Origin of the sequence: Frischella japonica (assembly GCF_014489845.1) — a bacterium.
GTDB lineage: Bacteria > Pseudomonadota > Gammaproteobacteria > Enterobacterales > Orbaceae > Frischella > Frischella japonica.
This window is the reverse complement of sequence record NZ_JABURY010000016.1, coordinates 83,251-106,056: the sequence shown is the minus strand read 5'-3', so window position 1 is coordinate 106,056 and position 22,806 is coordinate 83,251. Positions and strand designations below refer to the sequence as shown.

Genomic DNA, 22,806 nt, shown 5'->3' with positions numbered 1-22,806 from the left:
CACACCACAGTACCTAAAATAGAATCACATTTATTAAAATTTAAAATAAATAAAAATGGCAATTTTGAATCGATCCATTAAATAGTAAATACAATCATTTGGATGAAAAAACCTAAAAAAATTTTAATTATGAGCAATTTTAAAAAGAATTTAAATTTACTATTTGCAATAGTCTTCATTTCATGTTCATGCAATACAAGTTTTGCAGACGAAAATGAACATGATTTTAATAAAACTTTATCAACTGATAGTGCTTCATGTCAAAAACCTATAATAGAGTATTTTCCAAATGGAAAATTAAAATTATCAGGATGTCAAGGAAGTTATAATGGTACAGGAATCCAAGTTGGGTTATGGAAAAAATATAATGAAAAAGGCGAATTGATAGAAACTACATATTACCACCCCGACGAGTTCGGTAAAGACTACAAAATCATTACGCAATATGAAAGAAATAAAATAATATCTAAAAAAATATACAACTTTGATGATTTGTACGAAGTCGAGTTAAAAGAACTTTCGACTATAACTAAATAATAATTCAATGCTTGGATATTAGTCCAATCAATAGATTAATCTTAATATAAAAGCATGATAAAAAATAACAATGTAGATTGGAAATAATGAATAAATTTTTAATACTTTTAATTAGGTTTCGTAACTTCTCCAAAAGAACTAGTGAAAGTTATTTATTCCATTTTCATACATCCCAAGGCTCTGACGCTTTAAAGGTAACAAGATAGATTAGCGGTGAAAAAATGAACATTTTTGCTTGCCCGCATTTGAACCCGAAAAAATATAATATATTGACTTATAATTAAATAGAGATATATCGATATGAGATAAAGTGGAAAGTTGGCTCCTCCAACTGGACTTGAACCAGTGACATACGGATTAACAGTCCGCCGTTCTACCGACTGAACTATGGAGGAACACATGGCGAAAAATATTAACGTTCTCTTAAAAAAGAGTCAACATAATTTATCAAAAAGTAATTTGATTGGTTAGGCATTAATCATTTTAATAAATCGTTATGCTATTTTGGTTTTATGATAGAATAAATCAGATAAATAAATCGTAGTTTATTATTGGTTAATATGAAAAAAAACATTTGTGTTTATTGTGGTGCAAGTTTAGGTAATAACCCAGAATATCAAATTATTGCACGAGAGTTGGGGCAACGATTGGCTAATCAAGGACGTCGCTTGATCTATGGGGGAGGGAATAGAGGTTTAATGGGTGAGATTGCTAATGCTGTATTAGAGAATGGTGGTGAAGTAATAGGTATTATCCCTGAAGCATTAGTAAAAGCCGAGACCGCTCACCATGGGATAACTCAGTTAGAAGTAGTTAATAATATGCATGCACGAAAAGCTCGAATGGCCGAACTTGCCGATGCTTTTATTGCTATGCCGGGAGGTTCTGGAACTTTAGAAGAACTATTTGAAGTTTGGACCGGTGCTCAAATCGGTTATCATGAAAAGCCAGTAGCATTACTCAATGTTATGAATTTTTGGCAACCGATGATCAATTTTTTAGAGCATTCAGTTCAGGCAGGATTCATCCGCGAAAGTTTTTATCATACCTTAATTGTTTCCAGCGATACAGCATGTCTATTGCAAGAAATTGATCAATATATTCCCAAAGATCTTCATCGTTGGATTAAAAAATAATAACCTATTGCAGACTTATTAAAGAGTACTCAATTAATGAATCTTCTTAAATCATTAGCAACAGTTAGTTCTATGACTATGGTATCACGGGTATTAGGCTTTATCCGTGATGCCATTATTGCGCGTTTTTTTGGTGCTGGTATGGCAACTGATGCCTTTTTTGTGGCGTTTAAATTACCGAATTTATTACGCCGTATTTTTGCTGAAGGCGCTTTTTCTCAGGCGTTTGTCCCTATTTTGGCAGAGTATAAAAGCCAGCAAGGAGAAGAAGCGACTAAAACGTTCATTGCCTATATTGCCGGATTACTAACGTTAGTATTAGCGCTTGTTACTGCCATTGGTGTGATATGTGCACCCTATATTATTTATATAACGGCTCCTGGTTTTAGTGAACCGGTAGAAAAATTTGCTTTAGCATCATTATTGCTGCGGATTACTTTCCCTTATATATTTCTTATTTCACTTGCTTCGTTGGCTGGAGCCATTCTTAATACTTGGAACCGTTTTTCTGTTCCTGCTTTTGCGCCAACGTTTTTGAACCTTAGCATGATAGGTTTAACACTTGTAGCGTCGGAATTTTTCAATCCACCTATTCTTGCGTTAGCATTTGGGGTTTTATTAGGAGGTATTTTACAATTACTTTATCAATTACCTTATTTAAAAAAGGTTGGTATGTTAGTTTTACCACGCCTCAATTTACACGATAGAGGTGTATGGCGCGTACTTAAGCAAATGGGACCAGCCATTTTAGGGGTTTCTGTTAGTCAAGTGTCATTAATTATTAATACTATTTTTGCTTCATTTCTTATTTCTGGTTCGGTATCTTGGATGTATTATGCCGATCGGTTGATGGAATTTCCCTCGGGAGTGTTAGCAGTGGCGTTAGGAACAATACTTTTACCATCATTATCAAAAAGTTTTGCTAAAGGTGATACTCAGCTTTATTCTGAACTGTTGGACTGGGGGTTACGTCTTTGTTTTCTTTTGGCGTTACCAGCTGCTGTAGGATTAGGTGTTATTTCCAAACCATTGGTTGCAGCTTTGTTTGAGTATGGTCATTTTACCGAAATTGACACGTTGATGACACAAAAAGCGTTAATAGCCTATTCGGTTGGTTTATTAGGTTTAATGTTAATTAAAGTATTAGCTCCAGGATTTTATTCACGACAAAATATTAAGACACCTGTTAAAATTGCTATTTTAACCTTAGGAATAACACAAATACTCAATTTAGCCTTTATTGGTCCGTTACAGCATGCTGGATTAGCGTTATCAATAAGTATTGCTGCGTGCTTTAATGCGGGATTATTATTCTGGCAATTGAAGAAAAAACAATTATTTCAACCACAACCAGGTTGGTTCAAATTTATAACCAAAATCATGATTGCGGTGATAATAATGGCGATAGTGTTATGGATAGTTAGTGATTTGTTACCAGACTGGTCAGCCGGCAGTATGCCATCAAGACTTGGACGTTTGATGATTTTAGTCGTTATGGGGATCATGAGTTATTTTGGATCTTTAAAGTTGATCGGATTTAAAATTAACCATTTCATTAAGCGTATTGAGTAAACTATTATTCATAGAATAAAATGACAACGATTTATTATCACATTTTTCTATCTTTTCTTAATCGATGGTCTTAAATGCTGATAATGAAACCTTTCCAGAAAAGTGTTACACTATTTCATTAAAAGAGTGAATTCTTTTCAGTAAAAAGAGTAAATTTAAACGTGATATACCATGACAAATAAACTCACATATCGAGAGCGCGAAGCAAATATTCACAGCATAAAAGTACCGCCGCATTCAATTGAAGCGGAGCAAGCTGTTCTAGGTAGTCTAATGATTGATAATCAACGTTGGGATCGGGTTGCTGAAACGATCACTGATCGTGATTTCTATTCTCGACATCATCAACTTATTTTTGCTGAAATGCAAAATTTGGTGAGTAAATCCATTCCGATAGATTTAATTACACTATCTGAAAGTTTAGAAAGTAAAGATATTCTCAATGATGTTGGTGGCTTTGCTTATTTAGCGGAGCTATCTAAAAACACACCGAGTGCGATCAATGTTATCGCTTATACCGAAATTATTCGTCAACAAGCGATATTACGGGAGTTAATAAGTGCAGCAAATGAAATTGCTGATAATGCCTACACAACAGAAGGGCGTGAAAGTGAAGACATTCTTGATTTAGCAGAAACCAAAATCTTTCAAATTGCGGAACAACGTGCTAAACAAGGTGTTGGCCCGAAGAGTGTTACCTCAGTTTTAGAAGATACTGTCGCGAAGATTGAGGAATTATTCCAAAAGCCTCATGATGGGGTCACGGGGGTTTCAACAGGATTTATTGATCTCGATAAAAAAACCGCTGGGTTACAACGTTCTGATTTAATTATTGTTGCAGCCAGACCATCGATGGGAAAAACAACATTTGCCATGAATCTGTGTGAAAATGCAGCAATGATGCAGGAAAAACCAGTATTAATTTTTAGTCTAGAGATGCCAGCAGAACAGATTATGATGCGTATGCTTGCTTCATTATCGCGAGTGGATCAAACTAAAATTCGTACCGGACAATTAGAAGATGACGATTGGGCGCGTATCTCAAGTACGATGGGTATTCTCCTAGAAAAGAAAAATATGTATATTGATGATTCATCTGGTTTAACGCCTATGGAATTACGTTCACGTGCTCGACGAATTTATCGAGAGCATAATGGTTTAAGTATGATAATGGTGGATTATTTGCAGCTAATGCGGGTACCAAATATTTCTGAGAATCGAACCCTTGAAATTGCTGAAATTTCGAGGTCATTAAAGGCATTAGCCAAAGAATTACAGGTACCGGTAGTTGCGTTATCTCAGCTTAATCGAAGCTTAGAACAACGAGCAGATAAACGTCCGGTAAACTCTGACTTACGTGAATCAGGATCCATTGAGCAAGATGCAGATGTTATTATGTTCATTTATCGTGATGAAGTTTATAATGATAATTCTGACCATAAAGGCGTAGCAGAAATTATTTTAGGTAAGCAACGTAATGGTCCGATCGGCAAAGTTCGTCTTAAATTTCAAGGGCAGTGGTCGCGATTTGATAATTATGCTAATTCCGCTGACTACTTTGATGATGAGTAATCTTCAATTAATTAAAAAGAGAATTGAAATTCATGTTAAATCAAATTAAAGCAATTATTCAATATTTTTTACCCAAACAGCTCTTGACCTGCATGTTTGGTTGGTTAGCAGAAAAAGAGTTTGGTGGATTAACTACTTTGATGATCAAAGGGTTTATTAAACTATATAAAATTGATCTTAGTGAGGCAGAATTCGAAAATGCTCAAGACTATAAAACATTTAATCAATTCTTTGCCAGACATTTAAAATCCAATGCTAGATTAATCGATGATTCAGAAAGCAGTATTGTCATGCCAGCTGATGGAGTGATTAGTCAATTTGGCTCAATTCAGGAAAAAACCTTATTACAAGCAAAAGGACACTTTTATTCATTAGATGCTTTAGTTGCATGTCATCCTGATATGATTAAGTATTTTACCAATGGGAGTTATGTTACCACGTATTTAGCTCCAAGTAATTACCACCGTTTTCATGCTCCTTTTAATGGTAAACTTAAAGAGATGATATATGTACCTGGTTCACTTTATTCGGTAAATAAAGCCACGACTGAAAATATTGCCAATATCTTTGCTCGTAATGAACGTGTAATTTGTTTATTTGAGACCGAAATTGGTCCGGTCGCTCAAATTTTAGTTGGCGCCACGATTGTTGGAAGCATCGAAATCAAATGGGAAGGTATAATTACACCGCCAAGAGAAGGGATAATGAAACGTTGGAACTATCCGCTAGGGATTAATGTTGAAAAAGGTGAAGATTTCGGGTGTTTTAAATTAGGATCGACTGTTATTACGTTATTTGCACAAAATAGTATTCAGTTTATGGATACTTTAAAAATCGGTGATACAGCTCGAGTTGGTCAAAAAATGGCAAAAATTAATTAGATATGTTTAAAATGCGTAATATTATTGGTTGTTTTTTTATCGGCTTGATTGCTGTTTTTTCTACTTTTGCTCAAGCGGATAGTGTGCCTATTATTGAGACAAGTGAAAATTTATCCAATACTATTACGCAATTAACCAGTAAAAATAACGAATTAAAAAATCGTCTAAAATGGCAAAAAGAACAAATTGCTCATATTACAACACATCAGAATACAATTTTAGCGCAAATTTCGCATGTTCAAAATACATTAGCTACACTTGATGAACAAGGTGAATGGTTAAGTTTTTCTACTGCTCTAGGAGAAACGTTACGTTTGCAACTGCTTAACTTGCCAGAAAAACCTAAACCTCAAGCGATAGATGCTGAAATTGCTGAAGCGAAAGTAAGTCAACTAAATGATAATAATTCGCTCAAACAACTAGAAAATTATCCCAATTTAACGAAAAATAAATTTGATAATCGACAAATTAATGAATATCGTCAGCTCATACGTGAGCAAAATGAACTACTGAAAACCACGATGTCGGGTTATGATACAATTATATTAGAATTGACTAAATTAAAAATTGCCAATAGCCAGCTCATAAATGCGATTGATAGTGTCAATGATGCAGCACATCGTTATTTTTTCTGGGTAGCAGATGTTAACCCAATTAATACCTATTTTTTGTTAGATTTTGCAAAAGATACTCTATTCGTTTTATTCTCAGTTGATACTGCGTCGCAAATTTATCATGCTTGTATCGATATTATTAAAACCCCTTCATTACTATTTTTGTTGGTTATCACATTAATTGCGGTGTTCATTGATTTCAAAACTAAACCGAAATATAACCAGTATTTAGATAAGTCGGCGTCGCGAGTCGGTAAAGTGACTCAAGATAGTTTCTCGCTTACGATGAAAGTGGTGGTTTATTCCCTATTAATGGCATTACCTATTCCAATTTTATGGGCGATCATAGGTTATGTCTTACAGATGAATTGGCAATATCCGGCGGTTGTGGCTCTAGGTTATGGAGTTAATGCAGCTGCACCTATTCTGTGGGTGTTTATCATAAGTGCTCATTTTGCTTCACCAAAGGGATTATTTATTGCCCATTTTGCTTGGCCAGAATTTCAAGTTCGCTCAGCAATGAAATATTACCAATTGTCCGTATGGGTGGTTATTCCATTAGTGATGATTGTCATGAGTTTTGATCATTATAACAATCGGCAATTTGCAGCGACCATAGGTCGATTTAGTTTTATTTTACTTTGTTTTGCCTTAGTTTTTATGACTAATGCGATACATCGTGCTGGTGTTCCGCTTTATATTGATAAAAAAGGTTCTGGATGTAATTTATTTAGCCGTATTTTATGGGTGATTCTGTTAAGTGCACCATGGGTCGCAATTTTTGCTGCTTGTTTAGGTTACCTATCAACTGCACAAATCTTACTAGGGCGATTAGAAGCCTCAGTGGTAACTTGGTTTGGTTTATTAGTTATTTATTTCATGATTCGACGTTGGATGTGGATCCAAAAGCGACGTATTGAATTTGAACGCGCTAAGCAACGCAGAATAGAACGACTTGCTCAAAGAGCCAAAAGTGAAGAAGATCACACCACAAATTCTAATACGCCAGATGTGATTGATGAACCTGTGATAGATTTAGATGTAATTAGTGCCCAATCATTACAATTAGTGCGATCAATTATTGCAATGATAGCATTAATAAGTATGGTTTTGCTTTGGTCAGAATTACATTCAGCTTTCGCATTTATGGAAAACATTAAACTATGGGGAACAAAAGTCATCATCAATGGTAACGAGGTTGAACACTATATAAGTTTGAGCTCGGTGTTTATCGCTATTTTGGTTTTAACCATAACGGTACAATTAGTTAAAAATTTACCTGCTTTACTTGAATTAGGTATTTTACAGCATTTAGATCTAGCACCAGGAACAGGCTATGCGATTTCGACCGTCAGTAAATATATTATTTTGCTGGTTGGTTGTATGATCGCATTTTCTTTTGTCGGGATAGATTGGGCAAAAATTCAATGGCTAATTGCTGCATTGGGGGTAGGTCTGGGATTTGGCTTACAAGAAATTTTTGCTAATTTTATTTCAGGCTTAATTATGTTGTTTGAAAAACCAGTAAGAATTGGCGATACAGTTACCATTCGTGATTTAACTGGGACTATCACGAAAATTAACACTCGTGCAACAACAATTGTTGATTGGGATCGAAAAGAAATTGTGATGCCTAACAAAGCGTTCATCACCGAACAGTTAGTCAATTGGTCGTTATCTGATGCAATTACGCGTATCGTATTGACTATTCCCGCGACGATCGATGCGGATAGCCAATTAGTGATGGATATTTTATTAAAAGTTGCTAAGGAATGCGAATATGTACTAAATGATCCTGAACCACAGGTATTTTTAGTCGATATTCAAGAAGGTATTCAATTATTTGAAGTTCGATTATTCGCGTCCGAAATGTCACATCGTATGCCATTACGTAGTGAAATACAGCAATTGATCATTAAAGAGTATTGTAAACATGGTCTGACATTACCATTTCCGCCCTTACAAACCAATTTAGAATCTTTAGGGCGCAAAACTGGTCGACGCACTTATACAATTGGTACTATATGAATCCATTTAAAATATACTAGTCATTATTGATAGTTAACCAAAAAACGTTTCTAACCACTGCATACCAAAAGCTCCCGGTGCAAGAATTACAAATGCCCAAATTGGTGCCGAAGTAATATTTGCAATATTGAATTTTAAGTTAGGCATATGCATCGCGCCTGCCACAAGAGGAACTAAAGCCCTCAATGGCCCAAAAAATCTACCTATAAATACGCCCATTATGCCAAAACGTTGAAAGAATTGTTCTGCACGATAAACTAATTTTGGATGTTTATTTAGTGGCCAAGATTGAATCACTTTTTGATGATAGTGTTTTCCCAACCAATATGATATCCAATCGCCACAAATCGCCCCGAACGATGCCGCTAACATTGTCGGCACAAAAGGAAGAAGATCGGTGCCAATTAAAGCTCCGGCAGCTAATAAAACAGCTGTGGCAGGGATTACTAACGAAATAATTGCTAATGATTCTCCAAATGATAGCAGGAAAATAATCGGTAGTGCCCACATTTGATGAGTTTTAATGAATTCCATTGTTAATTGGGTAATTTCATGTATCGACATAACTTTAAATTCTCAAGTTAGAGGAATCGTTACAAAATATTTTACATTAATCTCAATCGATTACCTAAAGGAAAGTATAAGGGTTTTATTAAGCAATTATAAAAAACCATCTCTATCTTATATAAAAATATGCAGGGCACAATAAATTCTTCACTTATCATATCGCCTAAACGTCAGTTATTTTCTATAATAAAAAAACGACGAAAATTACAAATTAGATCGATTATGAATCACTCATTTAAAGAGGGAGTTACTGATTGTATTCCTACTTTATTAGGTTATATAGGTATTGGCATTGCGGCAGGAATTATTGGTAAAGCTTCTAATTTAAGTATTTTAGAAGTAACTCTATTAGCTATTATGGTGTACGCTGGAGCAGCTCAATTTATTATCACCGGTTTAATTGCCATGTCAGCCCCCATTACCGCTATTATATTTACAGTTTTTTTGGTTAATTTACGCCATTTATTAATGAGTATGACTGTTGCACCTTATTTCAAACGCTTTTCATTATTAAATAATATCGCCATTGGCAGTTTGTTGACCGATGAAACGTTTGCTGTAGCAGTGAATGCTATTACAAAAAAGAAAAGTATTAATGCCCATTGGATGCAAGGATTAAACTTAACGGCATATGTGGCTTGGATTTTATCTTGTATTGTGGGGGCAGTATTGGGAAATTGGTTACCCGATCCCTATCAATTTGGTTTCGATTATTCTTTAATAGCGATGTTTGTCGGTTTACTTTATTTACAACTTATCAGCGATAAAACGCATTCAATACGGCGTAATTTTAGTATTATGTTAATTGTCACAATTTTGGTTATTTTCTTTATGCGATATATGGTACCAGAGTTAGCTTTATTACTTGCTACAATAATTGGTTGTTTAACGGGAGTGATAATACAAAAATGCAAATAAGTATTTATAGTTTATTGGTTATCTTGGGATGTGGCTTAGTAACATGGCTACCGCGAATTATACCATTTTTGATGGTAAGAAAAATGCGGATTCCCCAAATTATTTTAGATTTCCTATCTTATGTACCATTATGTATTTTAACAGCTTTATTGGTTCAAAGTTTGATGATCTATCAACCAGATAGATGGCCAACGCTACATTACCAGTATGCTTTAGCAACTATTCCCACTGTAATTAGTGCTATTATTACAAAAAATTTGATGTGGATTGTTATTGTTGGTATGGTAGCAATGGCACTTATTCGATTATTTTTAATTTATCCGGAATAAAAATTTAGCGTAAGATCGGGTTTATTAAACAAAGATTAAGAAGGTTATTAACCAGTGCAATTACTTAGAACGTTAACAGTAAATAAATTCAACCAAGCTATAATAAATGGGGTACAGGATGATGTTGTCGCTACAGAAGTTGCGGTAGCGCTAGTCTATAATGGTATTTCACATGCTGTCATGATGGTGACGCCTAAAGATTTAGAGTACTTTGCAATTGGTTTTACCCTCAGTGAAAATATCATAGAATCGGTTAATGACATTTATGGTATCGATATCGAAGAGAATGATAACGGAATAACGATTAATATTGAGCTGTCAACACGTCGTTTTATGGCGCTAAAGCAGAAAAGACGTAATTTGGTAGGTCGTACGGGATGTGGTATTTGTGGTCGTGAACAACTCAATGAAGTTTACCAATCATTAACTGGTTTACCATTAACAATACAAATCGTGTTAGATGATTTTCAACAAAGCCTATCACTTTTAAAATCAGTCCAGCTTGTTGGCGCTGAAACCGGTTGTACACATGCGGCAGTCTGGTTAGATGATAAAGGACATTTTATTGCTGGATTTGAAGATATCGGTCGCCATGTGGCGCTTGATAAATTATTGGGTTTTCGTGCCAAACAGCAGCAACAGCAAGGGGTAATTATTGTTTCTAGTCGAGCAAGTTATGAGATGGTCCAAAAAGCAGCAAAATGTGGTGTAGAAATCATGTTTGCAGTGTCAGCAGCCACGTCTCTTGCAGTAGAAGCAGCTCAACAATGTGGTTTAACATTAATCGGGTTTTTTAAAGGAGATAAAGGGGTCATTTATTCAGGAGAACACAGGATTAAGGCATAGCACAGATCTATTTTGAAATGGTATCAAGATGATATTTTTAGAAGCTAGTGATTTAGCTAGTTAGTTAATCAATTTCTATGATTTTATAATGATATTGATATTTCATCGTCAATTTACCCGCCCTAAAATATTCTCGTAACGTAATTAGCGAAAAAGTATTAATCTATTTTAGTAAAGCTAATCTTATTTTATCTAATATTAATTATTTATCACTTAGCGAGCGTTAAAAGGTACCATAAGATACCTTTTATTGACAGAAACTAATTATTGCTATCAAAATTAATAAGATTTATTGAATCACTTCTTAGTGCCTGTTATACGGCACCATTCATCCAGAGTGATAATAGGATCGAGTTGAAAATGTGTTTGATAAGCTTGATAAACACTATCTGATTGGCTTGCTAATATGCCTGATAAACCTAACCAACCGTTAGACTTAACTAAAATTTGAATATTAGGTTCAAGCTCTTTTAATGGACCAGCTAAAATATTTGCTACAACTACATCAGCAACGAGATTGTTAGGTAAATCTTTGGCTAAATAAAGCGATAATTTTTCACTGACATGATTGCGTGCGGCATTGTCTCGACTAGCTTGTAAGGCTTGTGGATCAATATCCACACCAATTGCTGCTTTGGCGCCTAACTTTAACGCGGCAATCGCTAAAATACCTGAACCACAACCGTAATCAATGACCGTTTTATCTTGTAAATCTAAACTATCAAGCCATTGTAAACATAAAGAGGTTGTTGGATGGGTACCGGTACCAAAGGCTAAACCTGGATCAAGCATGACATTGACGGCATTAGGATCAGGTACTTCTCGCCAACTTGGACAAATCCAAAGTCGTTGACCAAATTGCATAGGGTGAAAGTTATCCATCCATTCACGTTCCCAATCTTTATCTTCCAATTGTTCAATTTTATAATTTACTTCCTGAGTAAAAATTGGCGATGTTTGTAAAAAGTTCACTAAGCTATTGGTATCTATATTTGCCTCGTATAAGCCAACGACATCCGTATTACCCCATAGACGGGTTTCCCCAGGAAGAGGCTCAAATACCGGATTATCGAAGGTATCTTGAAATGTAACAGATACAGCACCACTTGCTTCAAGTAGATCGCTAAATTGTTCAGCGAGCACATTGGTGGTATTAATTTTTATTTGAATCCAAGGCATAATAATCCTTATTATGTAAAGTGTTGCCAAATTTATTGGCGATTATAAATACGATAAGCCCTAACAGTAATGTCGGTACGATGGGTTGGAAGTCAAATATCTTAATATTATATGATATCAAAAAAATGTATGTCGCTGCACCAATAATCATTGAGGATAAAGCACCGCATGCATTAGCTTTTTTCCAATATAATCCCAAGACTAATGGCCATAGAAATACTGCTTCAAGCCCTCCAAATGCTAATAAATTTAACCAAATCACCATATCTGGTGGGTTCCATGCAGCAATTATTAATAGTGCACCAAATATAAAGGTAATCAGGACGGATGCCCGTGTTAAAGCTTTATCATTTTTTTTAGCTTCTGGTTTAATGGATAAGAAAAGGTCTTTAATTAAAACAGATGAAACTTGTAATAATTGAGCATTAATCGTTGACATAATGGCGGCTAAGGGTGCAGCTAAAAAGATACCAGCCATAACAGGAGGTAAAACAGTGACAATTAAATTGGGTACGACCTGATCCGGAATCGACAAGTCAGGTAAAATGGCCCGTCCTAATGCGCCAGATAAATGCATAGTAAACATAATAACAGTAACAATGATAGTTCCTAAAATTATGCCACGATGTACCGCTTGACTATCTTTATAAGCCATACAGCGAACAGCCGTATGCGGTAATCCAACCACACCAAAACAGACCAAGATCCAAAATGATGCCATAAAAGGAAAATCCATAAAATTGTCAGGACCTTGTGGTGTCATTAAGGCTGGATCTATTTGTCTAATGGTCTCCATCATATGATTCACTCCACCGCCGGCATAGATTATCGCAGCCAACAATAAAATGGCGCCAATCAGCATTACCATCCCCTGGAAGGCATCATTTAAAATACCCGCTCGAAAACCGCCAAAGGCAGTATAAACAACGGTTCCAATACCAAAAATTAATAAACCATAATTATACGGAATACCAACAGAAGACTCTAATAAGCGAGCCCCACCAATAAATTGTACGGTCATGGCACCAATAAAGGCTACGACAATGGCGATACTGGCTAACCAAATAATTAAACGATTTTTATAATGCGCATAAAGCATGTCGCTTAAGGTAATGGCATTATATTTACGCGCGAGTATAGCAAACTTTTTGCCTAAAATGCCTAATGATAGAAGTACCGTAGGGACTTGTATCATAGACAGTAACACCCAACCTAAACCAAATTTATAAGCTGCGCCAGGTCCTCCAATGAATGAACTGGCACTAATATACGTTGCTGCCAGCGTCATTGCCAATAGGAAGCCACCCATGGTACGGTTACCTATAAAGTAATCAGTGAATTGATCACTTTGTTTACGTTTAAGATAAGCATAGCCAGAAATGGCAAAGACAAATACTAAGTAAAGCACCAAGGGTATAATGATATCAGTATGCATAATTAAGGTTTACTCATCAACGGTTAAATCATTTGGTTTATTTTCAAGAGAGATGTTTTTAAATTGCGTTTTTACGACGATATAACACAAAGCAATGAAACCAATAGGCGTAAAAATACATGAAACTTCAAACCAAGCAGGAAAGCCAAATAACCCTTGTTTATTACTCAGAAAATAAGCAGATAAAATCCAACTTACCATATAAAATAGGGTAATATATAACGATAATCTAGCTTCTTTGTTTGCTTGTAAGTAACGTTTATCTGTCATAATAGCGATGGTCTTATAAAAAAAGACTAGAGTAAAATAATCCCGGTAAATAAGCAAGCCTATTTACTTCGCTTTAAGTTGGGTTAGTTATTGGATATTAAGCCATTTTTGTTAAAGGGAATACCGAATAATCATTTTCATTCACAAATTTTAAAAGGTCTTTTAATTGCAACGTTTTAATTTAATTATCTAATTACAAAACTGCCATTTTGTTAGATGATATTAATCTAATTAATAAATATTTATTAACTTGATTAGATCGCTTTAAACCTTAGTCAGACGGTTGATTAAAGTAACCATTGCCAATAAGTAAACACCATAATGCTCATAAAAATAGCAGAAACAATACTCATTGTTATCCCAGTTATGATCATCTCTCTAGGTTTAATATAACCACTGCCCAAAATGATCATGTTAGGCATGTTATTAACCGGTAGAATATATTGATGTAGCATATTAATACCGATAATCATACTAAAAATCAGTGAATTCGTGTAATTATGCATAGCAAAAGTGATAACAATTGGCATTAGTGCTGTCGTTTTAGGTCCGCCACCAGTAAATATCAATTGTAAAACAGTGATAAACCAAATAATTGCTACCAATTGCCATTCAATGGTTAGATCAGCTAATGGAGAAAATGCCATTGCAGCTATCCATTTTGCCGCTCCGGTATTCACGAGGGCCATTCCCATTGATAATCCTGCACCATAGAGAATAAATACACTCCAAGGGATATGTGATTGTGCTTGTTTCCATGTTATCGCACCAACCGTAGGCCACAATAGCGCGATACTACTAGCAAGACCAACGACTAAAATAGGAGTATTATGAAGGGAATCTGTTGCCCATAACACTAGCGTCAATACAAAAACGATTAAAGTATATAATTCTTTGCGCGTCAGTTTACCTAACGCTTGGATTTCGTGTTCGATGTATGTCTTAGCATTTTGTGAATTTAGTGACTCAGGTCGCCAGATCATAGTGATTAACATTATCGAAATAATGGATAACGCTAAAGATGGTAAACCCGCTACTTTAAACCACAAAGTCCAACTAATTGTAATATCGAGATTTTTCTCAATAAGTCCCGCTGTAATTGGATTGGCTGCATGCGCGGTGATAACCGCCATACTCATCATTGTGCCACTAATTGAGACAATCAAAAGTATCGCTTTAATTGCATTACTTTTACCGGGTTTACAGTTAAAGGCACTGGCAATACCCATCACAATTGGCAACATTAATAATACTCTAGCAGTAATTGAAGGAACTAAAAAAGTCAATATTAGCATGACGGCAGCAACCGACCAGCATATTCGGATGACTTTGCCATCTGAGTAATTTAAAAGAATAAGTGCAATGCGTTTGGATAAACCACTCTTATCCATTGATGTTGCCATGATAAATCCAATCACAATTAACCACAAAGCTGAATTAGAATAGCCAATTAAAGCACCTTGAATTGTAGTGGCATGTAATAAACATAATAATAACAATACCATAAAACCGCTTATTACATCTTCTAATGCTGCGGTAAGCCATATGATAATTGAAAATGCTGCTATAGCGAGGGTAGATTTAGCTTCATTGGATAAACCATCGATTTCAGGTAAAGCAAACCGAATACTAAATAGCACAATAAATGCTATTAATATTGATAATAGGTTATTTAGTTTCATTATTTATAGTGTAGCTTTATCAATTACAGCCTTTCATTTTAATTGAATATATTCATTAAGCCAAATCGAGAAGTAATAAATAAAAATTATTAATATTCAACTTGTTATAAGTAAAAGCACAGTTTATATAATTATTTTAATTGATTATGTGATAATTATTAGCTTATTTTATTAAGCGTCTTGGTTAAAATTAGCTATATTAAATAACAAACCGGCAACATCATAATTTACAAGGTTTTTATTCATATAACCAATTAATAATAAAATGTATGCAAATTGCATCTTTATGTTGATAAAAAAATAGGTATCGCTTTATGATAGGCGAGTATAAATTCCCATAAAATATAAACTAACAATTTTTATAACTTAAGCTTTAGCTATTAGGAGAAAAAATGTTTACTAAACAAATGACAATAGCCGATTATGACAAAGATCTTTGGGATGCGATTCAAGGAGAAAACCGACGCCAAGAAGAGCATATCGAATTAATTGCCTCCGAAAATTATACTAGTCCTCGGGTAATGCAAGCACAAGGCTCACAATTGACAAACAAATATGCCGAAGGCTATCCAGGAAAACGTTATTACGGCGGTTGTGAGTTTGTAGATGTAGTTGAACAATTAGCCATTGATCGAGCTAAAGCATTGTTTGGTGCAGACTATGCCAATGTTCAACCGCATTCCGGTTCCCAAGCTAATTTTGCCGTATATACTGCGTTATTAAAACCAGGTGATACCGTTTTAGGAATGAATTTATCTGAAGGTGGCCATTTAACGCATGGTGCACCAGTGAGTTTCTCAGGTAAGCTTTATCATATTGTTGCTTATGGTGTAGACGAAACTGGTCATATTGATTATGATGAGATGGCTAAAATTGCTCAAAAAAGTCAACCCAAAATGATTATTGGTGGTTTTTCGGCTTATTCAGGTATTGTTGATTGGAAAAGAATGCGTGAAATAGCTGATAGTGTGGGCGCATATTTATTTGTTGATATGGCACATGTTGCCGGATTAGTTGCTGCGGGAGTCTATCCAAATCCAATTCCATTTGCTCATGTTGTGACGACGACTACACATAAAACATTAGGTGGTCCACGAGGTGGATTAATTTTAGCAAAAGATGGTGATGAAGAGTTATATAAAAAACTTAATTCAGCAGTATTCCCGGGTGCTCAAGGTGGACCATTAATGCATGTGATTGCAGCTAAAGCAGTGGCCTTAAAGGAAGCAATGGAACCTGAATATAAACACTATCAACATCAAGTGGTTAAAAATGCCCAAACCATGGTTAATGAAATTATAAAACGCGGTTATAAAGTGGTTTCAGGTGAAACCCAAAATCATTTATTTTTAATTGATTTAGTTGATAAAAATATTACCGGCAAAGAGGCCGATGCTGCATTAGGTCGTGCTAATATTACCGTAAATAAAAATAGTGTACCCAAAGACCCGAAAAGTCCATTTATTACATCCGGTATTCGTTTGGGAACACCAGCTATGACTCGCCGAGGTTTTAAAGAAGAGCAGGCTAAACAGCTAGCAAACTGGATTTGTGATGTATTAGATCATATTACTGATGAACAAGTCATCGCCAATGTTAAGTCGCAAGTATTAGCACTTTGTCAACGATTTCCTGTTTACGAAAAATAACCTTTTTTTGTTTATTTGATACAATTGCTTATTAGTGCGCTGTTTTGGCGCACTTTTTAAAATGACAATATGATTGGTATTTGCGTAAAATATAATACTAGATACCATTATTTTAATGGTAGTTTTCGTCATCATTACAAAGGTTTTTATCAATGAGCAATGAGATTGAATTAAAATTCGAAATTGAGCAGGCAACGATTAAACCCATTAGTCAGTTTTTTGAATCGTTGATGATTTTGCAACACGATACCTATCACTTAGAAAATACCTATTATGACACCCCCGATAATTATCTTAAATCTCATCATAGCAGCATCAGAGTACGCGGAATACAAACGCATTCGCAAACTAAACAATATGAAATAACGGTTAAATCATCAGGTCATGCCATTGCTGGATTACATCAACGTTTAGAATATAATGCTAATTTACCCAATAAAACGTTAGATCTGTCTGTATTACCTCAAGATATTTTACCTAAAACAGTCGATTTAGATAGTTTAGCGAAGCAATTGCAAGCACAATTTACTACCAATTTTACTCGTCGTATGTGGTTAGTCGCATTTAACCAAAGTAAGATTGAGATTGCACTAGATTGTGGATCAATCACTATTCCTAACGGTCATCAAATTCCTATACAGGAAATTGAATTAGAGCTTAAAACAGGTAATTCTATTGATTTGATTACCTTTGCTTTGCAAATAAGTCAGTTTAGAATTCATCTTTTTTCGCAAAGTAAAGCGGCACGTGGGTACCGTTTATTGAAACGTCAATCAATCGGCAACATGAATACGATCTCTTTGGATCATCTACAGCTCAAATCCGCATTGACAAAACTATTAAAATTTTGGCAAACCAATGAAGAGTACGCTTTAACCAACCATGATTTGATAATTTATCAATATACTTTATCGCAGGTAAATGCACATTTAACCAAGATATTATCAAGCATTGAAGGGGTAGAAACAAAGCAAGAATTAAAGAGAATCTTTAATCAATGGTCGTTACAAGTACTATCAATAAAAGACATCGGATTGTTTGCTTACAGTGAAATAAATAACCAATTAAAATTATGGTTGATTCGTTTATTATTAACATTATCCGATCAATAATAAAGTTTACCCATTAGCGATAATTGTGTTGGGCGATTAGTTTAAAATATTTATTTTAATTTTTTATAAATTATTAACCGTCCTTAACTCGAAATTTTAAAACAACAGGGTGGAATTATGTCAGATTCAGTCTCACAAAAACAAAATGTTATCAATAAGTTGGATAAATGCGATGCAAATCTGGTTAACCGCCACCTTGATATATTATGGCAAAGTGATTTTTTAATCGAATCATTTTATCGCTTTCCTGATTGGTTGATTGCTATCGATACGCGACCACCCCAGGGCTTAGATTATCAATATTATACCGATTGGCTAAATCAAAGAATCGCTAATGTAACATCGGAAGAACAATTACTCAGCGTGTTACGCCAATTCAGGCGAAAAATATTAGTTATGATTTGTTGGTCTCAAATAACCCAAACCAGCTCTACTGAACAAACATTGACTCAATTAAGCACTTTAGCAGAGACACTTATCCTTGCTGCTCGTGATTGGTTATATCAATTAAGCTGCCAAGAATGGGGTACGCCGTGTGATCATCAAGGACATCCACAGCCATTAATCATACTTGGTATGGGAAAATTGGGTGGTGGTGAACTAAATTTTTCCTCGGATATTGATTTAATTTTTACCTATCCGCAACATGGGGTGACTTTAGGGGGGCGACGGGAATTAGATAATGCTATTTTTTTTACCCGACTTGGTCAACGACTCATTAAAACACTCGATCAAATTACTCAAGATGGGTTTGTGTATCGTGTCGACATGCGCTTACGCCCTTTAGGGGAAGGAGGGCCTTTAGTCATTAGCTTTTCATCAATGGAAGATTATTATCAAGAACAAGGCCGCGATTGGGAACGCTATGCCATGGTTAAAGCAAAAGTTCTAGGTGATCAACATGATCCTTATGTGAAAGAGCTTTATCAAATGCTAAAACCTTTTATTTATCGGCGTTATATTGATTTCAGTGTTCTACAATCATTGCGAAACATGAAAAGCATGATTGAACGTGAAGTTCGTCGTCGAGGACTTGAAAATAATATTAAATTAGGCGCAGGTGGGATTCGAGAGGTTGAATTTATTGTTCAGGTATTTCAATTAATTCGTGGTGGTCGAGTCGTAGCATTACAAACACGTTCATTATTAGATGCGCTAAAAGTCATTAAGCAGGAAAATTATTTATCAAAAGTTGAAGTCACCACATTGCACGATAATTATCTGTTTTTAAGACGCTGCGAAAACCTCTTACAAGCTATTAATGATGAACAAACACAAACATTACCGAATGATAAATTGAATCAAGCCCGTATTGCTATCGGAATGGGGTTTACCACATGGGATGATTTTTATCAAACTATTCAAGCACGCATGTTGGCGAATCGCATTATCTTTAATAATCTTATTGGTAGCGATGAAGCTGAACAATCGCAAGATGATCGTGAAGAAATATTTTCGGAATTATGGGATATTGATTTAGATATTGCTGATATTAAAGCGGTATTACCAAATTTGGCTAATGAGGAGGAATATCAAACGCTGTATCAGCAAATCATTCAGTTTAGAAAAGATATTAGTAAACGAACTATTGGGGTTAGGGGAAGAGACATTCTAGATCAACTCATGCCGAGAGTTTTTGCGTTAGTTTGCCAGATGCCTAATCGTTTAACTGTTTTACCACGGATTTTTCACTTATTAGTTAATATTGTAAGCCGTACCACCTATTTGGAGTTATTAGTTGAATATTCAAATGCCTTACAGCAGTTAATCCGTTTATGTGCTGCGTCACCAATGATTAGCGATCAGCTGACCCGTTATCCATTATTGCTCGATGAATTGATCGATTTCAATGCCCTTTATCAAACGGTTCCGTTTGAAGCTTATAAAAGTGAGTTATATCAATACTTATTGCGTGTACCGACTGATGATGAAGAACAACAAGTAGAAGCATTACGTCAATTCAAACAAATGCAATTATTACACATTGCAGCAGCAGATGTGGCGCAGTTACTTCCTACAATGAAAGTAAGTGATCACTTGACCTATCTGGCAGAAGCAATGCTCGATTTTGTCGTACAAATTGCTTGGAATCAGTTGGTAAAACGTTATGGACGACCTGATTATTTGACCGATGATACACATAAAGGTTTAGTGGTTATAGGTTATGGAAAATTAGGTGGGTTAGAGTTAGGTTATGGCTCCGATTTGGATTTAGTTTTTTTACATGATTGCCCAGCAAGTAGTGTGACAACTGGTGATAAAGTCATTGATAGTCGTCAATTTTATTTACGCTTGGTGCAACGGATTATCTACTTGTTTAATATTCGGACTAACTCAGGTATTTTGTATGAAGTTGATGTCCGATTACGGCCGCAAGGTGATGCAGGGTTATTAGCCTGCACATTAGATTCGTTTGCCGACTATCAAAATAATGATGCTTGGACATGGGAACATCAAGCTTTGGTTAGATCACGTGTGGTTTATGGAGAACCGGATTTAAATGCGAAATTTAATCAGATCCGTCGGCAAGTGTTAAGTAAACAACGAGATCCACAACAGTTGAAAATGGCCGTCCGCGAAATGCGAGAAAAAATGCGTGCCCATCTAAGCCAACATGATGGTCTATTTAATATTAAAGTTGATGAAGGTGGAATTGGTGACATTGAATTTATTTCACAATATTTAGTTTTAAATTACGCCTTTACTTACCCCGAAATGACTATTTGGAGTGATAATGTACGTATCCTAGCAGCGGCCGCACAACATCAGCTTATGTCAAGTGATGAAGCAAATACATTAACCCAAATTTATATTAAAATGCGTAATGAAATCCATGGATTATCATTACAATTATTATCCAGTAAAGTTGCCAATACAGAATTTGTTTTTGAACGGGATTACGTGAAAAATAGTTGGCAAAAATGGTTAATTTAGTGATATAGGCAATTAATTTATTAGGTTAATTAATAATAAACGATGTTAAAAAAATATATAAGTTTTTTTATTTTTGTAAGGAAATTAAAACCAAAAAATAATAATTAATTTAGGAATGAGTATGCGAATTATATTTTTAGTCTGTTGTATTTTAATGTTGTCGGCATGCATTTCTTCTCGTCAAGCTGAGCAAGCTTATAAAAAGGGTAATTATTTAAAGAGTATTGATTTAATTGCTGCTTTTGTTGAAGAAAAAGGTGAAGCAAAACTTGATGCTAATGATTTAACTCGTTTTAGGCAAATAGTGGGTGATGTAGCAGCGCATTATGAAAATGCTTTATTAAGTGCAGATCGAACCAATTATGGTAGCCGAATTCAAAGTTATGAAGCATTGCTAAAGATGAAAGTGAGGCTGAGTGAACGCTTTTTTAGTCAACAAATCTCATTTTTTAATAATAAATACAGTATTATCGGTTTAAGAAAAGCCATAGCGGAAGAATATTATTCATGGGGTAATGCCGTCACGTGTCAATCTAGTGCGTGTTATGCTATGCGGGCTGAAAAATATCAAAAAGGGTCAGAGTATTATAAATACCGCGATATTGAAACATTACATCAGCAAGCGAACAACCAATATATGCAAGTTGCGGCACAGGAATTTTATGAATTAGGTAAATATTATGCTGATTCAGGATCATTTCAACTTGCCGCTGAAAAATTTGCAGCTGCAAGTAAAGTTTATAAACCTCTCGGTAAATATAAAGATAGTGATCAATTATTTGTCGTTTATGACAAAAAATATCGAACAAAAGAAGCCAAAGAACACTTTCAACAAGCTCAAGCGATCATAGCCAAGGCTAATAGCCGTTATGATTACCGAAAAATTGCTAAATTGTTTCAATATGCTGCTGAAATATACCAACCTTATGGTGATTACCAAAATGCTAGAGCTTTAGCAAAACAATATCAGCAGAAAGGGATTATCAAAGTTTATGTTAGCTCTGGATATCAAAGTTTGGCTTCAAATAGTTTTTTTAATGACTATTATCAATTTGTTTATACCCCTTCTCAAGCTGATGTTGTGATTAATATCGAATTTAGAAGTCATTATCAAAATACTTCGCCCCCGCTCCATATTACCAGTATGAATGAAAATCTAATTGAAAAAACCATACATGTTACGAACGCAAATGGAGACATTGAAAAAAAAGACATCTATAAAACCTACTATTTCAATTTGGAAACGCAAACCTATTCGAATGAATTACAAATCAACATGAATATTAATGTTAATGGCTTATATATTTATCACGATAGCCAAAATTTTATTAGCCGATCAATGATGAATAAGTATAATTATACGGGTGATGTACCAGCTAAATATCATAATTATACCAGTGGTGAATATTTAACTCATGAGCAATTGTATCAGCAGGGATTAAAGCAAGCTGAAAATTATTTAGCAAACATATTAACCGAGATTCATCGTTATACTGATCAGTTATAAAATAGTGATCAAATTGACGTTTTTCTATATAAATTCGC

18 protein-coding genes and 1 tRNA gene are annotated in these 22,806 nt (G+C 34.9%); 13 read left to right on the top strand and 6 right to left on the bottom strand.

The window, feature by feature from the left end:
* Positions 1 to 102 precede the first annotated feature (102 nt).
* Positions 103 to 537, top strand: a complete 435-nt coding sequence (locus tag FcAc13_RS07485) for a hypothetical protein (protein WP_187755589.1) — start codon at positions 103 to 105, stop codon at positions 535 to 537.
* A gap of 319 nt (positions 538 to 856) precedes the next feature.
* Here FcAc13_RS07485 and FcAc13_RS07480 read toward each other — a convergent pair.
* A tRNA-Asn gene (locus tag FcAc13_RS07480) sits at positions 857 to 932 on the bottom strand.
* A 165-nt stretch (positions 933 to 1,097) separates the two neighbouring features.
* Between FcAc13_RS07480 and FcAc13_RS07475 the strand changes: the two genes are divergently transcribed.
* From FcAc13_RS07475 to mscM, 5 genes are all read left to right on the top strand, one after another.
* Positions 1,098 to 1,673: an LOG family protein gene (locus FcAc13_RS07475; RefSeq protein ID WP_187755588.1), complete on the top strand. Its 576-nt coding sequence runs from the start codon at positions 1,098 to 1,100 to the stop codon at positions 1,671 to 1,673.
* Positions 1,674 to 1,709: 36 nt separating this feature from the next.
* The gene (gene murJ / locus FcAc13_RS07470; RefSeq protein ID WP_187755587.1) at positions 1,710 to 3,245 is read left to right on the top strand and encodes a murein biosynthesis integral membrane protein MurJ; all 1,536 of its coding nucleotides are present in this window, start codon (positions 1,710 to 1,712) and stop codon (positions 3,243 to 3,245) included.
* Between the two features lie 171 nt (positions 3,246 to 3,416).
* Complete coding sequence (gene dnaB, locus FcAc13_RS07465; RefSeq protein ID WP_187755586.1) at positions 3,417 to 4,817, top strand: replicative DNA helicase; 1,401 nt, start codon at positions 3,417 to 3,419, stop codon at positions 4,815 to 4,817.
* A gap of 32 nt (positions 4,818 to 4,849) precedes the next feature.
* Positions 4,850 to 5,698, top strand: a complete 849-nt coding sequence (gene asd / locus FcAc13_RS07460; RefSeq protein WP_187755585.1) for an archaetidylserine decarboxylase — start codon at positions 4,850 to 4,852, stop codon at positions 5,696 to 5,698.
* An 11-nt stretch (positions 5,699 to 5,709) separates the two neighbouring features.
* Positions 5,710 to 8,340, top strand: coding sequence for a miniconductance mechanosensitive channel MscM (gene mscM, locus FcAc13_RS07455; RefSeq protein WP_187755584.1), 2,631 nt, complete (start codon positions 5,710 to 5,712; stop codon positions 8,338 to 8,340).
* Between the two features lie 33 nt (positions 8,341 to 8,373).
* Here mscM and FcAc13_RS07450 read toward each other — a convergent pair whose 3' ends face one another.
* The gene (locus FcAc13_RS07450; protein ID WP_187755583.1) at positions 8,374 to 8,904 is read right to left on the bottom strand and encodes a DedA family protein; all 531 of its coding nucleotides are present in this window, start codon (positions 8,902 to 8,904) and stop codon (positions 8,374 to 8,376) included.
* 225 nt (positions 8,905 to 9,129) lie between these two features.
* Here FcAc13_RS07450 and FcAc13_RS07445 point away from each other — a divergent pair, with 225 nt between their 5' ends.
* Genes FcAc13_RS07445 through fdhD form a run of 3 tightly spaced genes read left to right on the top strand, consistent with a single transcriptional unit; the run spans position 9,130 to position 11,000 of the window.
* A complete protein-coding gene (locus tag FcAc13_RS07445; RefSeq protein WP_187755582.1) occupies positions 9,130 to 9,825 on the top strand; it encodes an AzlC family ABC transporter permease in 696 nt (231 codons plus the stop codon).
* Positions 9,816 to 10,154: an AzlD domain-containing protein gene (locus tag FcAc13_RS07440; protein WP_187755581.1), complete on the top strand. Its 339-nt coding sequence runs from the start codon at positions 9,816 to 9,818 to the stop codon at positions 10,152 to 10,154. Before FcAc13_RS07445 ends, FcAc13_RS07440 begins: the two co-directional genes overlap by 10 nt.
* A 54-nt stretch (positions 10,155 to 10,208) precedes the next feature.
* Complete coding sequence (gene fdhD, locus FcAc13_RS07435) at positions 10,209 to 11,000, top strand: formate dehydrogenase accessory sulfurtransferase FdhD (protein ID WP_187755580.1); 792 nt, start codon at positions 10,209 to 10,211, stop codon at positions 10,998 to 11,000.
* 297 nt (positions 11,001 to 11,297) lie between these two features.
* Here fdhD and prmA read toward each other — a convergent pair whose 3' ends face one another.
* From prmA to FcAc13_RS07415, 4 genes are all read right to left on the bottom strand, one after another.
* Positions 11,298 to 12,179 carry a 50S ribosomal protein L11 methyltransferase gene (prmA, locus tag FcAc13_RS07430; protein WP_187755579.1) on the bottom strand — a complete coding sequence of 294 codons (882 nt, stop codon included), beginning with the start codon at positions 12,177 to 12,179 and terminating at the stop codon, positions 11,298 to 11,300.
* On the bottom strand, positions 12,154 to 13,614 hold the full coding sequence (gene panF, locus FcAc13_RS07425; RefSeq protein ID WP_187755578.1) for a sodium/pantothenate symporter: 1,461 nt from the start codon (positions 13,612 to 13,614) through the stop codon (positions 12,154 to 12,156). Before panF ends, prmA begins: the two co-directional genes overlap by 26 nt.
* 9 nt (positions 13,615 to 13,623) lie before the next feature.
* A complete protein-coding gene (locus FcAc13_RS07420; RefSeq protein ID WP_187755577.1) occupies positions 13,624 to 13,884 on the bottom strand; it encodes a YhdT family protein in 261 nt (86 codons plus the stop codon).
* 287 nt (positions 13,885 to 14,171) lie between these two features.
* Complete coding sequence (locus tag FcAc13_RS07415; RefSeq protein ID WP_187755576.1) at positions 14,172 to 15,566, bottom strand: SLC13 family permease; 1,395 nt, start codon at positions 15,564 to 15,566, stop codon at positions 14,172 to 14,174.
* Between the two features lie 392 nt (positions 15,567 to 15,958).
* On the opposite strand from FcAc13_RS07415, the gene glyA reads away from it, so the two are divergent.
* The 4 genes from glyA to FcAc13_RS07395 all read left to right on the top strand — a co-directional run bounded on the left by glyA (position 15,959) and on the right by FcAc13_RS07395 (position 22,768).
* Complete coding sequence (glyA, locus tag FcAc13_RS07410; RefSeq protein WP_187755575.1) at positions 15,959 to 17,215, top strand: serine hydroxymethyltransferase; 1,257 nt, start codon at positions 15,959 to 15,961, stop codon at positions 17,213 to 17,215.
* 152 nt (positions 17,216 to 17,367) lie between these two features.
* Positions 17,368 to 18,327, top strand: coding sequence for a CYTH domain-containing protein (locus tag FcAc13_RS07405; protein ID WP_187755574.1), 960 nt, complete (start codon positions 17,368 to 17,370; stop codon positions 18,325 to 18,327).
* Positions 18,328 to 18,444: 117 nt separating this feature from the next.
* Positions 18,445 to 21,261: a bifunctional [glutamate--ammonia ligase]-adenylyl-L-tyrosine phosphorylase/[glutamate--ammonia-ligase] adenylyltransferase gene (glnE, locus tag FcAc13_RS07400; RefSeq protein ID WP_187755573.1), complete on the top strand. Its 2,817-nt coding sequence runs from the start codon at positions 18,445 to 18,447 to the stop codon at positions 21,259 to 21,261.
* A gap of 121 nt (positions 21,262 to 21,382) precedes the next feature.
* Positions 21,383 to 22,768 carry a hypothetical protein gene (locus FcAc13_RS07395; protein ID WP_187755572.1) on the top strand — a complete coding sequence of 462 codons (1,386 nt, stop codon included), beginning with the start codon at positions 21,383 to 21,385 and terminating at the stop codon, positions 22,766 to 22,768.
* Positions 22,769 to 22,806 lie beyond the last annotated feature (38 nt).